This is a genomic window from Pseudomonas sp. ADAK2 (assembly GCF_012935755.1).
Classification (GTDB): Bacteria; Pseudomonadota; Gammaproteobacteria; order Pseudomonadales; family Pseudomonadaceae; genus Aquipseudomonas.
On the sequence record NZ_CP052862.1, the window covers coordinates 3,313,370 to 3,327,620 of the forward strand.

12 protein-coding genes and 1 pseudogene are annotated in these 14,251 nt (G+C 60.8%); 6 read left to right on the forward strand and 7 right to left on the reverse strand.

The annotated features are described in order from the left end of the window. The first annotated feature begins 45 nt into the window (after positions 1 to 45). Positions 46 to 2,367 carry a TonB-dependent Fe(3+) dicitrate receptor FecA gene (gene fecA / locus HKK52_RS15475; protein ID WP_169371543.1) on the forward strand — a complete coding sequence of 774 codons (2,322 nt, stop codon included), beginning with the start codon at positions 46 to 48 and terminating at the stop codon, positions 2,365 to 2,367. Positions 2,368 to 2,551: 184 nt separating this feature from the next. Here fecA and HKK52_RS15480 read toward each other — a convergent pair whose 3' ends face one another. After that, positions 2,552 to 2,962: an HPF/RaiA family ribosome-associated protein gene (locus HKK52_RS15480; protein ID WP_149418217.1), complete on the reverse strand. Its 411-nt coding sequence runs from the start codon at positions 2,960 to 2,962 to the stop codon at positions 2,552 to 2,554. A gap of 213 nt (positions 2,963 to 3,175) precedes the next feature. Next, positions 3,176 to 4,123 carry a LysR substrate-binding domain-containing protein gene (locus tag HKK52_RS15485; protein WP_169371544.1) on the reverse strand — a complete coding sequence of 316 codons (948 nt, stop codon included), beginning with the start codon at positions 4,121 to 4,123 and terminating at the stop codon, positions 3,176 to 3,178. 135 nt (positions 4,124 to 4,258) lie between these two features. On the opposite strand from HKK52_RS15485, the gene HKK52_RS15490 reads away from it, so the two are divergent. From HKK52_RS15490 to HKK52_RS15500, 3 genes are all read left to right on the forward strand, one after another. Beyond that, positions 4,259 to 5,635, forward strand: a complete 1,377-nt coding sequence (locus tag HKK52_RS15490; RefSeq protein ID WP_169371545.1) for an L-serine ammonia-lyase — start codon at positions 4,259 to 4,261, stop codon at positions 5,633 to 5,635. A 64-nt stretch (positions 5,636 to 5,699) separates the two neighbouring features. Continuing rightward, on the forward strand, positions 5,700 to 7,001 hold the full coding sequence (locus HKK52_RS15495; RefSeq protein WP_169371546.1) for a serine/threonine transporter: 1,302 nt from the start codon (positions 5,700 to 5,702) through the stop codon (positions 6,999 to 7,001). Between the two features lie 217 nt (positions 7,002 to 7,218). Beyond that, positions 7,219 to 7,536 carry a DUF3509 domain-containing protein gene (locus HKK52_RS15500; protein ID WP_169371547.1) on the forward strand — a complete coding sequence of 106 codons (318 nt, stop codon included), beginning with the start codon at positions 7,219 to 7,221 and terminating at the stop codon, positions 7,534 to 7,536. Here the strand turns inward: HKK52_RS15500 and HKK52_RS15505 are convergent. After that, positions 7,533 to 8,033, reverse strand: coding sequence for a phosphate-starvation-inducible protein PsiE (locus tag HKK52_RS15505; protein ID WP_169371548.1), 501 nt, complete (start codon positions 8,031 to 8,033; stop codon positions 7,533 to 7,535). The two genes, HKK52_RS15500 and HKK52_RS15505, sit on opposite strands and share 4 nt — an antisense overlap. A gap of 292 nt (positions 8,034 to 8,325) precedes the next feature. Between HKK52_RS15505 and HKK52_RS15510 the strand changes: the two are divergent. Continuing rightward, a pseudogene (locus HKK52_RS15510) lies at positions 8,326 to 8,580 on the forward strand (YebG family protein); the annotation flags it as partial. A gap of 151 nt (positions 8,581 to 8,731) precedes the next feature. Here the strand turns inward: HKK52_RS15510 and HKK52_RS15515 are convergent. Further along, positions 8,732 to 9,751 (reverse strand): Glu/Leu/Phe/Val dehydrogenase family protein, encoded by a 1,020-nt coding sequence (locus tag HKK52_RS15515; RefSeq protein ID WP_169371550.1) that lies wholly within the window; start codon positions 9,749 to 9,751, stop codon positions 8,732 to 8,734. A 183-nt stretch (positions 9,752 to 9,934) separates the two neighbouring features. Here HKK52_RS15515 and HKK52_RS15520 point away from each other — a divergent pair, with 183 nt between their 5' ends. After that, entirely contained in the window at positions 9,935 to 10,738 is an 804-nt protein-coding gene (locus HKK52_RS15520) for a SirB1 family protein (RefSeq protein ID WP_169371551.1), read from the forward strand. A gap of 49 nt (positions 10,739 to 10,787) precedes the next feature. Here HKK52_RS15520 and HKK52_RS15525 read toward each other — a convergent pair whose 3' ends face one another. The 3 genes from HKK52_RS15525 to fahA all read right to left on the reverse strand — a co-directional run bounded on the left by HKK52_RS15525 (position 10,788) and on the right by fahA (position 14,249). Then, positions 10,788 to 12,149 carry an MFS transporter gene (locus HKK52_RS15525; RefSeq protein ID WP_169371552.1) on the reverse strand — a complete coding sequence of 454 codons (1,362 nt, stop codon included), beginning with the start codon at positions 12,147 to 12,149 and terminating at the stop codon, positions 10,788 to 10,790. 144 nt (positions 12,150 to 12,293) lie between these two features. After that, entirely contained in the window at positions 12,294 to 12,932 is a 639-nt protein-coding gene (gene maiA / locus HKK52_RS15530) for a maleylacetoacetate isomerase (protein ID WP_169371553.1), read from the reverse strand. Between the two features lie 12 nt (positions 12,933 to 12,944). Beyond that, positions 12,945 to 14,249 carry a fumarylacetoacetase gene (gene fahA, locus HKK52_RS15535; protein WP_169371554.1) on the reverse strand — a complete coding sequence of 435 codons (1,305 nt, stop codon included), beginning with the start codon at positions 14,247 to 14,249 and terminating at the stop codon, positions 12,945 to 12,947. Positions 14,250 to 14,251: the final 2 nt, after the last annotated feature.

Sequence of the window (14,251 nt, forward strand, 5' to 3'; positions counted from 1 at the left end):
GAGAAGGAAAGCCCCCTTGATTCCACCTTCTCAGGACCGTCCTCCATGCAACCCACCCGCCTCACCCCGCTGCGCCAACTTCTTCTGGGCATCAGCCTGAGCTTCGCGGCTGCCTCCATCACCCAAGCCGCCGACGCCAAGCCGTACCACATCGCCCCGTCCTCACTGGAAAACGCCCTCAACCAGTTTGGCCGTGAAGCCGGGGTGCTGATTTCCTTTGGTTCGCAAGTCACCAGCGGCGTAAAAAGCCGTGGCCTGGAAGGCAACTACACCCCCGAGCAGGGTTTGAATGCCTTGCTCGAAGGCACCGGCCTGCAAGCCCGGGCCGAGGGCGAAAACGCCTTTAGCCTGCAACCGGTGGGCGATGCTGCCCTGGAATTGGGCACTTCGACGGTGGTCGGCGATTGGCTGGGTGATGCGGCGCAGATGAATGTGTTCGAACACCCCGGCGCGCGGGACGTGATCCGCCGCGAAGAATTCGAACGCCAGGGCGCGACTCAGGTCAAGGACGTGCTCAACCGCATCCCCGGCGTCAATGCCCCGGACAACAACGGCACCGGCAGCCATGACATGGCGCTGAACTTCGGCATTCGCGGCCTCAACCCGCGTCTGGCCTCACGCTCCACGGTGCTGATGGACGGCATTCCGGTACCCTTCGCGCCTTATGGCCAGCCGCAGTTGTCATTCGCACCGATCAGCATGGGCAACATGGACGCGGTGGACGTGGTGCGCGGCGGCGGTGCCGTACGTTACGGGCCGCAGAACGTCGGCGGCGTGGTCAACTTCGTGACTCGGGCGATTCCTGACGCGCCAACGGTCAAGGGTGGTTTCCAGACCGAAACCAGCCCGTCCTCCAGCCACGACGGCTTCAAGACCACCGGCAATCTGCTGGCCGGCGGCACGGCTGACAACGGTCTCGGCGGCGCTTTACTGTATTCCGGCACCCGCGGTGGCGACTGGCGTGAACACAGCGATACCGAAATCGACGACCTGATCCTCAAGGGCAAATACCAGCTCGACGAAGCCAACAGCTTCAACGCCATGGCCCAGTATTACGAAGGCAAGGCCGATATGCCCGGCGGCCTGAACGTCGCCGACTACGACGCCGACCCGTACCAGTCCACACGCCCGAAAGACCAGTTCTGGGGCCGTCGCACGATGTTCAACTTCGGCTATCGCTATCAGGAAGATCGCCGCGAATTCACCGCTAACACCTTCTTCACCAAAACCTTGCGCAGCGGCTATCTGGACCAGGGCACCTTCCTCTCGCTATCTCCGCGCGAATATTGGGTGCGCGGTCTGGAAACCCGCTTCGCCCAAGGTTTCGATGTCGGCCCGACCAGCCATGAAGTCGGCATCGGCTATCGCTACATCAACGAAGCCGGCCACGAACTGCGTTATCGCGAGCCAATCGCCAACAACACCTACCCGACCAGCAACAGCCGCAACGACCGCGACACCCGGGGCGGCACCGAAGCCAATGCGTTCTTCGTCGATGACCGGATCGACATCGGCCAGTGGACCCTGACGCCGGGCATTCGCTACGAAATGATCGAGTCGCAACAGACCAACAACCTGACGAACGTGAAGTACAAGGGCGACTACAACACCGCCCTGCCGGCGCTGAACGTGCTCTATCACGTCACTGACCATTGGAACCTGTACGCCAACACCGAAGGTTCGTTCGGCAGCGTGCAATACAGCCAGATGCCAAACCGGGTGAGCAGCGGTGAAGTCAAACCGGAGAAGGCGCGGACCTGGGAACTGGGCACTCGCTACGACAACGGCGCGCTGCGGGCGGAAATCGGCGCGTTCCTGATCAACTTCGACAACCAGTATGAAAGCAACCAGACCAACGATTCGGTGATCGCTCGCGGCGAGACCCGTCATCAGGGTATCGAGTCGAGCATCAACTACGCCCTCGACGACCTGAACCCGGCATTGGCTGGTTTCGATGTCTACGCCACCTACGCCTATGTTGACGCGACTATCCGCGAAGACGGGCCGAACAAGGGCAATCGTGTACCGTTCTCCTCGAAACACAAAGGCACGATTGGCGTCGGTTATACCGAAGGCGCGTGGAAGCTGAATCTGGACAGCAGCTACCAAAGCAACCAGTTCGCCGACAACGCCAATACCTCGAAAGAAAGCGCCGACGGCAGCACGGGCAAGATCCCGGGCTACATGCTGTTCAGCAGCCGCGCGGCGTATGACTTCGGGCCGCAGTTGTCGGACCTGAATGTGGCGGTGGGGGTGAAAAACATCTTCAACCACCAGTACTTCACTCGCTCGTTTGATGACAACAACAAGGGTAAGTACGTGGGGGAACCGCGGACGGTTTATGTGCAGACGTCGGTGGCGTTCTAACGCGACATTGATCGTTCCCACGCTCCGCGTGGGAATGCCTCAACGGACGCTCCGCGTTCGGCTTTGGATGGGACGCGGAGCGTCCCGGGCTGCATTCCCACGCAGAGCGTGGGAACAATCAACAAAAACGGGCCTGCATAAGCAGACCCGTTTGTCAGTGGAAAGGTAAAAAGTGAATCAGGCCTCAGCCGTTTTGCGCAGCCTGTTCGTTCTCGAGAAATTCTTCTTCCAGCAGCACGTCAGCATGTGCGCCCCGTTCAAATGGGACTACAGCGGCACGTGGTTTGCCCCGCAGTTTGCCGAACAGATGGTCCAGTGCATGTTCCAGTTTGGTGGCCGCCCCGTCGATCGCTTGTTCAAGGGTATCGGCTTTATGGGTCACAGAAATTGGTTGATGGCCTTTAGGCCGCGCTTCCAGCTGGCAGCGCATGTCATGCGGTCCGGGCTTGTCGCCGTTTTCGTCCCGCAGGTGAACCTCGACGCGGGTCAGGTCCTCTTCGTAACGTTCGAGCGTGCTCTCAATGGTAGTACGTACCCACTCCTCCAGTCGGATGCTGCTTTGAATATGATTGTCGCTGTTGACTTGGATTTGCATAGTTCATCCCTTATTTCAGCTAGCTCGCGAGAGGCCGTTCGGCTGGCCCTTGGGCGTCATCACCGTGACCTCTTACTTACACAATCGGTCTGTGCGGTGAACAATTCAACCCCTAAAAAAAGATAATTTTTCAGACGCAAAAAAAGCCGGACAAGGAGCAAAAGCGCTGTTAAGGTCGGGAGTTGGGTCGCCTCGCTTCTTTGTCACAATTGCTCACATCTGCTGCTCCGCCAGCGGATGCAAACTCCTGAATACCCCCGCCTCTTCCACCAGCCAGTCATGCACCGCACGCACGCCCGGATGGCTCAGCGCCCCCGGCGCATACAGCAGCACGTAGCGTTTGTGGTTCGGCACCGCCAGCCCGAACGGCACAATCAACGTCCCGCGCTCCAGCTCATCGTTAAGCAACGTTCGCCGCGCGATCGCCACGCCCATGCCGGCTATCGCCGCTTCGATGGTCAGGTGATTGCGATTGAAGGTGTGCCCGCGCCGTACGTCGGCGCCTTCGAAGCCGATAGCATTGAGGTAGAACTCCCATTCCGCGTACTCGTAACTGCCGCGCCAGGCGGTGATGTCGTGCAGCAGCGGAAAATGCATCAGGTCCGCCGGGCCGTGCAACGGTGGGCGGCCGCGCAGCAGGCTCGGGGCACACACCGGGAAAATCTGCTCGTCGAGCAAGGCTGTGGATAACAATCCAGGATAACTGCCGTCGTTGAGGTCGATGGCCAGGTCGAAGTCGCCCTCGTGCAGCGGCACGCTGCTGTCTTCGGCCACCAGACGCAGCTGAATGTCCGGGAAACGTTGCTGCAAGCGCGGCAGGCGTGGGGTTAGCCATTTGCTGAGGAAGGACGGAATCGAGCGCAAACGCAAAATCCCGCTGATCATCCCGGCGTCCAGTCGACGCAATTCGGCGTCGATGCTGCCGTAGGCTTCGTTGACGGTGATGGCCAGTCGCTGGCCTTCAGCGCTCAACTCCACGCCACGTGCGCGCCGATGAAACAGGCGAAAACCCAGGCGCTCTTCCAGCTGTCGGATTTGTTGGCTGACCGCACCCGGCGTAATGTGCAGTTCTTCGGCGCAACGAGTGAACGACAAGTGCCGCGCGGCACAGGAAAACACGTGCAGCCAGACGTAGGTCTGGGCGTGCAATTGACGACTCATCGTTTAGTCCTGCTAAAGGCTGTCTTAGGAAGTTTCGTTGGTCACGTTGGACCGAGGTGGGCAGTATCGCCGACATTGCGCTTGTCCTACAAAAATGGCAGCGATTTCTCTTCCATTGCTTGTATAGGCTTTAGCATGGCTATCAGTGTTTTCGATCTCTTCAAAGTCGGCATCGGTCCGTCCAGTTCCCACACCGTCGGCCCGATGCGCGCCGCCGCGACCTTCGCCCAGGCCCTGATTGACCAACAATTGCTGGGCGACGTACGGCGGGTAGAAATTCGTCTGTACGGCTCCCTTTCCGCGACCGGCGTCGGTCACGCCACCGATCGTGCCTGCGTCATGGGCCTGATGGGCGAATGGCCGGATAGCATTGACCCGACGTCTATCGATGCACGCATTCAACATCTGCGCGAAACCGGCGAGCTGTCCCTCGCCGGCCAATCGACCATCGCCTTCAACTGGCACCGCGATCTCCTGCTGCTGGAAGAAAGCCTGCCCTACCACCCCAATGCGATGTCTCTGACAGCCTTCGGCGAAACCGGTGAGCTGTACGAGCAAACGTACTACTCGGTCGGCGGCGGTTTCATCATCGAAGCGGCGGAAGCCGAGTCCGGCATCGCGCCGACCAGCGACGTGGTGCTGCCGTACGATTTCTCCAGCGCCGCCGAATTGCTCAGGCTCTGCAACCAGCATGGCCTGCGGGTTTCCGAGCTAATGATGGCCAATGAACTGGCGTGGCGCAGCGAAGCCGAGATCCGCCAGGGTTTGCTGCACATCTGGTCGGTGATGCGCGAGTGCGTCGAGCAGGGCCTGCTGCACGAAGGCATCCTGCCCGGCGGTCTGAATGTTCCGCGTCGCGCAGCGAAATTGCACCGCAGCCTGTTGGAAATCGGCAAACCGAATGTCATCACGTCGACGCTGTCGGCCATGGAATGGGTCAACCTGTTCGCCCTCGCCGTGAACGAAGAAAACGCTGCCGGCGGCCGGATGGTCACTGCACCTACCAACGGCGCGGCGGGGATTATTCCGGCGGTACTGCACTACTACATGAAATTCAATCCGGACGCGTCGGACGATGACGTCGTCGCGTTCTTCCTCGGCGCAGCGGCGGTCGGCATTCTGTGCAAGAAAAACGCCTCGATCTCCGGCGCCGAAGTCGGCTGCCAGGGCGAAGTCGGATCGGCCTGCGCCATGGCCGCCGCCGGCCTGGCGGACGTGCTCGGCGCCACCCCGGAGCAACTGGAAAACGCCGCCGAAATCGGCCTGGAACACAACCTCGGCCTGACCTGCGACCCGGTCGGCGGCCTGGTGCAAGTGCCGTGCATCGAGCGCAACGCCATTGCCGCAGTGAAGGCGATCAACGCCACGCAAATGGCCCTGCGCGGCGACGGCAAACACTTCATTTCCCTGGACCGGGTGATCCGCACCATGCGCGATACCGGCGCCGACATGCAGGACAAATACAAAGAGACTTCACGGGGCGGCCTGGCGGTGAGCTGGGTGGAGTGCTGAGGAGCGCTCCCTGACCGTCCGTAACACGTGAGCCCGAGCAAGAATAATAACGAGGCCAAAAACGATGACCGATGTACGTACACCTGCTGCCGATAATCCCGCTGTAGACCTGACACGCAACACCGAAACTGCCCACAAAGGCTGGAGTAAATTCGACACCACCTGGATGCTCGGCCTCTACGGCACGGCGATTGGCGCCGGCACGTTGTTCCTGCCGATCAACGCCGGCGTCGGTGGTTTCTGGCCGCTGCTGGTGCTGGCGCTGCTGGCGTTCCCGATGACCTTCTTCGCCCACCGTGGCCTGACGCGTTTTGTGCTGTCCGGACGTTCGGGCGACATTACGGAAGTAGTGGAAGAACATTTCGGCATCGGCGCCGGCAAGCTGATCACGCTGCTGTATTTCTTCGCGATCTTCCCGATCTTGCTGGTGTACAGCGTGGCGCTGACCAACACCCTGAGCAGTTTCATGGAACACCAGTTGCACATCGCGCCGCCACCCCGGGCGATTCTGTCGCTGGTGCTGATCCTCGGCTTGATGGCGATCGTGCGTTGCGGTCAGGGCGTCATCGTCAAATGCATGAGCGTGCTGGTTTACCCGTTCGTCGCGGCATTGCTGCTGCTCGGTTTGAGCCTGATCCCGAACTGGAACGGCGCATTCTTCGCCACCGCCAGCGAAGGCATGCCGCTGCCGCTGTTCTTCAAGACGTTATGGCTGGCGATTCCGGTGATGGTGTTCTCGTTCAACCACTCGCCGATCATCTCGGCTTTCGCCGTCGACCAGAAGCAGCGCTACGGCGCACAGGCCGAGCGTAAAAGCAGCGGCATCCTCGCCATCGCCCACGGGATGATGGTGGTGACGGTGATGTTCTTCTGCTTCAGTTGTGTGCTAGCCCTGTCCCCGGCGGATTTGGCGGCCGCAAAGGCGCAGAACATCTCGATCCTGTCGTACCTGGCCAACCACTTCCAGACGCCAGTCATTGCTTACGCCGCGCCGCTGATTGCGTTGGTGGCGATCACCAAATCCTTCCTCGGCCACTACATCGGCGCCAGCGAAGGTTTTCAGGGCCTGATCGTGAAAAGCCTGCGCGGCCGTGGCCGGGTGATGTCATCGAGCTGGCTGAACCGCGTGACCGCGCTGTTCATGATCCTAAGCTGCTGGGCCGTGGCGACGTTCAACCCGAGCATCCTGCGCATGATCGAAACCCTCGGCGGGCCGATCATCGCGTGCCTGCTGTTCCTGATGCCGATGTACGCCATCCGCCGGGTGCCGGCCTTGCGCCAGTACTCCGGACAGGCTTCGAATGTGTTCGTGGTGCTGATCGGCCTGATTGCACTGTCTGCGATCATCTATTCATTCCTGCCCTGAATCGGGCAGATAAAAAGAAGGCGGGCCAGGGTGCCCGCTTCTTTTTGGCCGTGATCATTGCTCGACAGTTTTCGCGGCATGGCCCTTGCTACGTTCCTGCCTGAGGCAAAAGGACTTTTGAAACCTCAGCGAGCGACCTGCCGGTGGTCTGGTATTGCGAACTAATCCTGATCATGGCCGGTCAACAACTGCACGTTCAATCAGGCGGTGACGCATTATGGACAACCCTTTTCAGCTCATTACCGATGCCTTTGCACCGGATTATCAGATCAACCTGAGCATTCAGGGTCTGGACGGCAGCATCATGCTGACCCTCTCGAACAGTGGTCGAGTGGTCGCCAAACGGATGATCAGCGCCGAACAACGCAATGACCCCAAGCGCCTCAAGCGCCTGGTGCAAAGCATTCAGTTCGGCATCGCCATCGAACAGGGCCACAGCGCCGTGGCCATTCTCGAAGCCATGACCGACGGCGACAATCGCAACCTGCCGCCGCCACCCGTCAAAGGCCACAGCCGGCCAGCCATGCGCCTTTAAATCTCGCCCTTCTCGACCTCGGGATGCTCACCGGAGCCCGTGCCAATCTTGCGCTGCGGGTGTTCGATCTTCACCGAGGGAAATTGCGACGACGCGTAACGCACCACCAGTATCGAAAACGCCAGCAGCAGAATCCCGCCGCACAGGTAGATGATGCCGATGTCCGGCGGGTTGTGGTGCGAGACGTTGGAGATCAGCAGTCGCGTCAGCGCCGTGATCGCCACGTAGATCAGGAAACGCACCGGCATGTGGTTGGTCTTGAAGTAAATCCCGACCATCGCCCCCAGCTCCAGGTAGATGAACAGCAGCAGGATGTCATCGATCTTGATGTGCCCCGCCTCGATCATCTGCAGGAATTCCATCACCGCCGCCCACGCGGTGACCGCACCGATGGCGAACAACGCCAGGTAGTGGAAGGTCTCGACGAACAGGTTGCCCAGGGACTCGGCCAGTTGATGCACGTTCTGCCGCAGTTTCTCGGCCCAGTTGATTTTCACGATGATTCTTCCTTAGCTCGGTTCGAGCGGATGATGCGGGTTGGACGTGACGGTTGTTCTGCATGCAGAAAAAAGGCCAGGCTCTGGGAGTTGAGATGATGGCCGCGTGATATGAGACACGTCTGTGGTGTCTTGCCCGCGAATGGCACGACACGGATTACCTGACAAACGCCAATTTCGGTCTACATTGAAAAGCCACTACCCAAAGCGCAGGGATTCGCTTATCCTTTTCGCTGTATATAGATACAGTAGTCGCAAAGACAACTTAATGTGAAGGCATGTGAGGTGGTGAATGGCCGTCGAAGTGGTATACCGCAGCAGCCGAGATCTGGAGCGCTTGTTCATGGATAAAGCCGAAGCTGACCGTCATGACAAAATGCTCGAACTGGCCGAACTGCTGGCCGAAGTGTTGCAAAAAGCCGTTCCGTCCCTGAGCGAGCAGCAAGTGGAAGAAGCCGGGATCTACATGGCGAAGAATCGCGATGTGTTCGCCAAGGCGTTCAAGAGCCAGCCGGATGCACTGTCCGAGTTGCTGAGCGCGCCCGCTGAAGTGGCTGAACCTGTTGAGGTGGCTGAAGCCGCCGAGCCGGTCAAGCCTGCGAAAGCAGTCAAAGCCGTCAAGTAAGCAACGCCCGAATTGAATAGGCCCTGAGTCGAATGGCTCAGGGCCTTTTTAATGTCCGAAAATCAAAAGATCTTCAGCGATACAAAACCTTCTCCGCCAACTCATCCGCCACCCGCGCCGGCGAACGCTTCTCCGCCTGCGCGTGAGCAAAAACCTCCGTCAGCCGCGAACTGATCTTCGACAGATGCGCGGTGATCGTCGCCAACTCCTCACCACGATGCTTGAGCGACACATAGATCAACCCACCCGAATTGATCACGTAGTCCGGCGCATACAGAATCCCCCGCCGTTCCAACTGATCGGCAACATCCAGGTGCGTCAGCTGATTATTCGCCGAACCGGCCACCGCCGAGCAGCGCAGTTGCGTCACGCTATGGCTGTTGAGCACACCGCCCAGGCCACACGGCGCAAGGATGTCGCATGGGGTGCTGAGCAAGGCATCGTTGGCAATCGGATGGGCGCCCAGTTGTTCCATGGCCAGTTGCACCTTGCCGTGGTCGATATCACTGACCAGCAGCTCGGCGCCAGCCGCGTGCAGTTGCTCGGCCAGGGCGTAACCGACATTGCCCAGGCCTTGGATCGCCACGCGCAAACCTTCGAGGTTGTCACTGCCCAACCGCGCCATGGCGGTGCTGCGGATACCGGCGAACACGCCCATCGCCGCGTGGGGCGCAGGGTCGCCGGCGGACGTGGTGCTGGTGACGTGCTGGGTTTGTTGGGCGATGCAATCCATGTCCGCCACCGAGGTGCCGCTGTCGATGGCGGTGATGTAGCGGCCGTCGAGCTGATTGATGCAACGCCCGAAGGCCTCGAACAGCGCTCCACGGTTTTCCACGTGGACCGGGCGAATGATCACTGCGACGCCGCCGCCCTGTGCCAGGCCGGCCAGTGCCGCCTTGTAGCTCATGCCTTGGGCGAGGCGCACCGCGTCCTCGACCGCGGATTCGTCGCTGGGGTAGGCAAGGTAACGACAACCGCCCAGGGCAGGCCCCAGGCGGCTGTTATGAATGGCAATCACCGCCTTCAACCCGGTGACCGGGTCTACGCTAAGGTGTAGCGATTCAAGGCGAGTGCTTTGCATGAGAGCGAACATCGTCGGGCTCCCGAATCACTTCTGGTAGTCGCCAGTATAGGCTTGCGCCTGAAAATTGCTGAAGCGCACCGGAATAAGCCGCGGGTCTTTAAGGGCTTTGCGACATAACCTGAAGTCGCCTGTGTGCAGGACTGGACGAAAGCCGGTGGCGGGGCTAAAACGAGGCATTCCATGGAGATTTAGATGACCCCGCGCCAACGCTTCTTCGACTGCCTGCAACGTTCACCGCCCGCCCTGTTCGAGGCGGCGCTGTGGATTGCGGCCGAACACGATGCCGAAATGAACTTCGAAGCAGTGCTGACGGACTTCATGGAACTGCAACAACGGGTCAGTTCAGGCCTGCCGATGCTGCCGGTGAGCGAGTTGGCCCAGCCGTTGTTGCGGCGCATGAATGACCTGGGGTTTGCCCAGGACGACTTCACCCCGTTGCGTCCGCAAGTGGCGCTGGCCCACAAGGTCCTGGAACGACGCCGTGGCCAGCCGCTGGCCCTGGGGTTGATTGCGCTGGAGTTGGCCAGAAGGCTGGAGATTCCCTTGGTCGGAGTGAATTTCCCCGGGCATTTCCTGCTGCGGGTGCAGGGCGCCGATCACTTGCTCGACCCCTGTGGCGGGCGGCGGTTGTACCCCAATGATTGCCGTGATCTGCTGCAACGTCAGTACGGTCCCAACATCAAACTCAGCGCTGAACATTTGCTGACCGCCGACCCGGTGCACATGCTCCAGCGGCTGTCGCGCAACCTGCGCCAGTTGCACCTCACCAACGATGATTTTATCGGCGCCCTGGTGGACGCCGAGCGTGTGCTCGAACTGGGCAACGGCAACGCCGCCGATTACCTGGCCCGGGCCAGCCTCTACCAACGGCTCGACTGCCCGAACGCCGAGCGCTTCGACCTGGAACATGCGCTGTTGCTCAGTGACGATCCGATCCAAAGAATTCGCCTGACAGAGCGGCTGGGGCACCTGCCCCCGAATTCCGTCGTTCACTGACCCCGGCTTGCCCGCGAAGAAGGCGCCTCGGTCCATCAGGGATACCGCGTTATCGTTCTTCGCGGGCAAGCCTCGCTCCTACAGGGGGCCGTGGTGCTTCCTGGGGCGAACGCACCTGAATGATGAACAACGCCGCAATCACCGCCGGAATCGCGCAGAAGAAGAAAATCTGCTGCACCGGAATGTGCATCGCCAGCAGCATGCTGCCAAACAACGGCCCGAGGATCGAACCGAAACGTCCTACGCCCAGCGCCCAACCGGTGCCAGTGGCGCGCACGTGCGCCGGGTAGAAGTTACTGGCGAAGGCATTGAGGGTCAGTTGCCCGCCGATGATGCAGAACCCGGCGGCAATGACGCTGGCCACCAGATAACGCGGGTTGTCGTGATTCAGCCCCAGCAGAATCGTACACAGCGCCGCCGCCGTCAGCACACCCGCCAGCAGTCGCACCTTGCTTTTGAGGCGGTCGGCAAACCAGGCCATGCAGATCGCGCCAATGGTGCCGGCGAACAGGAACATCGAGGTCACCAGGTTGGCTTGATTGAGTTTCAAGCCGCTTTCCAGCAACAGCGTCGGCAACCAGCTGATCATGAAATACAGCAGGATCAGGCTGACGAAAAAGGTCGCCCAGATCAGCAGCGTCGGGCGCGCATAACCGTTGCGAAACAATTCCAGCACCGTCAGTTTGCTGCCCTGCTCCTGCTCGTTTTGCGCCATCGAGGCGGCGGGTGGTTGCCAATCCGGAAGCATCCGCGCGGTGACTTTGCGCAAGCGTACATAAGGTGGCGCATCGCGCAGCAGACGCGGCAGGGATTCAGGAAGAAACCAGGCCAGAAACGGGAACAGCAGCAAGGGCGTGACGCCGCCAGCGAGGAACACCGCTTGCCAGCCGAAGCTGTCGATAAAACCCGCCGCGACAAACCCGCCCGCCGCCCCGCCGAACGAGAACCCGCAAGCCGCCAACGTCACCATCAAGGTGCGCAGGCGTGGCGGCGAATATTCCGACATCAGCGCCATTGCACTGGGCATCGCTCCGCCCATGCCGATCCCGCAAATGAACCGCGCGGCCATCAGGGTATTCAGGGAATCGGCGAACACCATCAACACGGTGAGGGTGGCGTAGATCAGCACGCAACCGAGCAGAATCCGCCGCACGCCGAAGCGATCCGCCAGCGGTGTGACGGCCAGTGAACCGAGGGTCAGGCCCAACAGGTTAGCGCTGAACACGGGGCCGAACGCGGCTTTTTCCAGACCCCAATCCTGGGCCAGGGCCGGTACGACGTAGCCGAGGACTTGCGCGTCGTAGCCGTCGGTCACCAGCAGCAATGCCAGGAGCAAAAGGAGCAACCACTGATAACGGGACACAGGACGGGCGTCGAGTGCCGCCCGGAAGCTGGCAATCTGGTTGTGCATCGCGAGGTACCTGATTTGTTTTTATGTTTTGTAGACCGATCGTTCCCACGCTCCGCTTGGGAATGTCGCCATGGACGCTCCGCGTCCTCTGTGACGCGGAGCGTCACGGGATGCATTCCCACGCAGAGCGTGGAAACGATCAGCTTACTGCGGGGTGTCGGGCTGGTTCGCCGGGTGTGCCTTGATGAACGCCGGATGGGTCGCCGCCAACACTGCAACCCGGCGAATCCGCGGATACGCCTCCAGCGAAATATTGAAACGCTCCGCCGCATACAACTGCGGAATCAGGTACACATCCGCCAACCCCGGCTGCTCACCAAAGCAGTAACCGGCATCACCAATCAACTGCTCCACCGTCGCCAACCCCTGGCTGATCCAGTGCCCGATCCACTCCACCACCTGCACTTCATCGTGGCCCAACTGGCGCAGCTTGTTGAGCACGCTGACGTTGTGCAGCGGATGCACATCGCAGCCAATCACCGCCGCCACGCCGCGCTCGCGGGCACGGGCGGCGAGGTCCTTGGACAGCAGCGGCACCTGTGGATAACGTTCCTCCAGGTACTCGATGATTGCCGGTGACTGGATCAGCAGATCACCTTCATCCGTACGCAAGGCCGGCACCCGACCTTGCGGATTGATCGCCAGGTACGGCGGCTGCCGGTGCTCGCCACCGGGCGGCGCGATCAGGTTGATCGGCAGCGCCTGGTAATCCAGGCCCTTCAGCGCCAGCGCGATGCGCACGCGGTAAGACGAGGTCGAACGGTAGTAGGTATAGAGTTCCATGACCCGATCCTCTTAACGCGCCGGCACGACTTTGCCACGGCATTCGCCGAAACCGATGGAGGCGAAACCGTCGCGGCTGCAACGGGCGCGCAGGATGATTTCGTCGCCGTCCTCAAGGAATTTGCGCACCTCGCCCGAAGCCAGTTCGATCGGCTTTTTACCGCCCTCGGTAATTTCCAGCAGGCTGCCGAACTGACCGTTTTCCGGGCCGGACAAAGTGCCCGAGCCGAACAGGTCACCGGCCTGCAACTGGCAGCCGTTGACGCTGTGGTGCGCAACCATTTGCGCCACGGTCCAGTACATATGTTTGGTGTTACTGAGGGTCAGGCGATGGGCCGGCAGGTTTTGTTCGCGCATGGTTTCGGTGAGCAGCAGCACTTCCAGTTCGATGTCGAAGGCGCCGCCCTCCTGATCGCGTTTGTCAGTGAGGTATGGCAGCGGCAGCGGATCACCTTCAGGGCGTGCCGGTTGCGCGCGGCGGAACGGTTCCAGTGCTTCGGCGGTAACAACCCACGGCGAGATGCTGGTGATAAAGCTCTTGGACAGGAACGGCCCCAGCGGCTGGTATTCCCAGGCCTGGATGTCCCGCGCCGACCAGTCGTTGAGCAGGCAGAAACCGGCGATGTGATCCGCCGCATCGCCGATGGCAATCGAGTCGCCCATGTCGTTGCCTTGGCCGATCCAGATGCCCAGTTCCAGTTCGTAATCCAGGCGTGCACATGGACCAAACGTCGGCTCGGTCTGACCGGCCGGCAGGGTCTGGCCTTTCGGACGACGCACGTCGGTGCCGGACGGGCGAATGGTCGAGGCGCGGCCGTGGTAGCCGATCGGCACGTATTTGTAGTTCGGCAGCAACGGGTTGTCAGGGCGGAACAGTTTACCGACGTTTTGTGCGTGCTCTATGCCGACGTAGAAGTCGGTGTAGTCGCTGATTTTTGCCGGCAGGTGCATCACGCAATCGGCGGCCAGTGGCAGCAGTTTTTTGCCCTGGGCTTCGATCTTGCCGTGCAGGGTGCTGCCTTCGGTGAACAGCTCCAGCAGGCGTTCGCGCAAGGCAATGCGTGCTTCGCGGCCCAGTTCGAAGAAGGCATTGAGCTGACCGCCACGGGTCGCTTCGACCGCGGTGCGCGCGGCGCCCTCGAACAAGCCGGCGTCCAGCGCCGCTTCCAGATCGAAAATATGTTCGCCAATGGCCACACCGCTGCGCGGTGCCGAACCGTTCACGCTGAACACACCCAGGGGCAGGTTTTGCAGCGGGAAATCGGTGTGGCCGTTGGCGGAGGCAACCCAGCTACGAAGGGTGGAAGTCTGAGTCATGG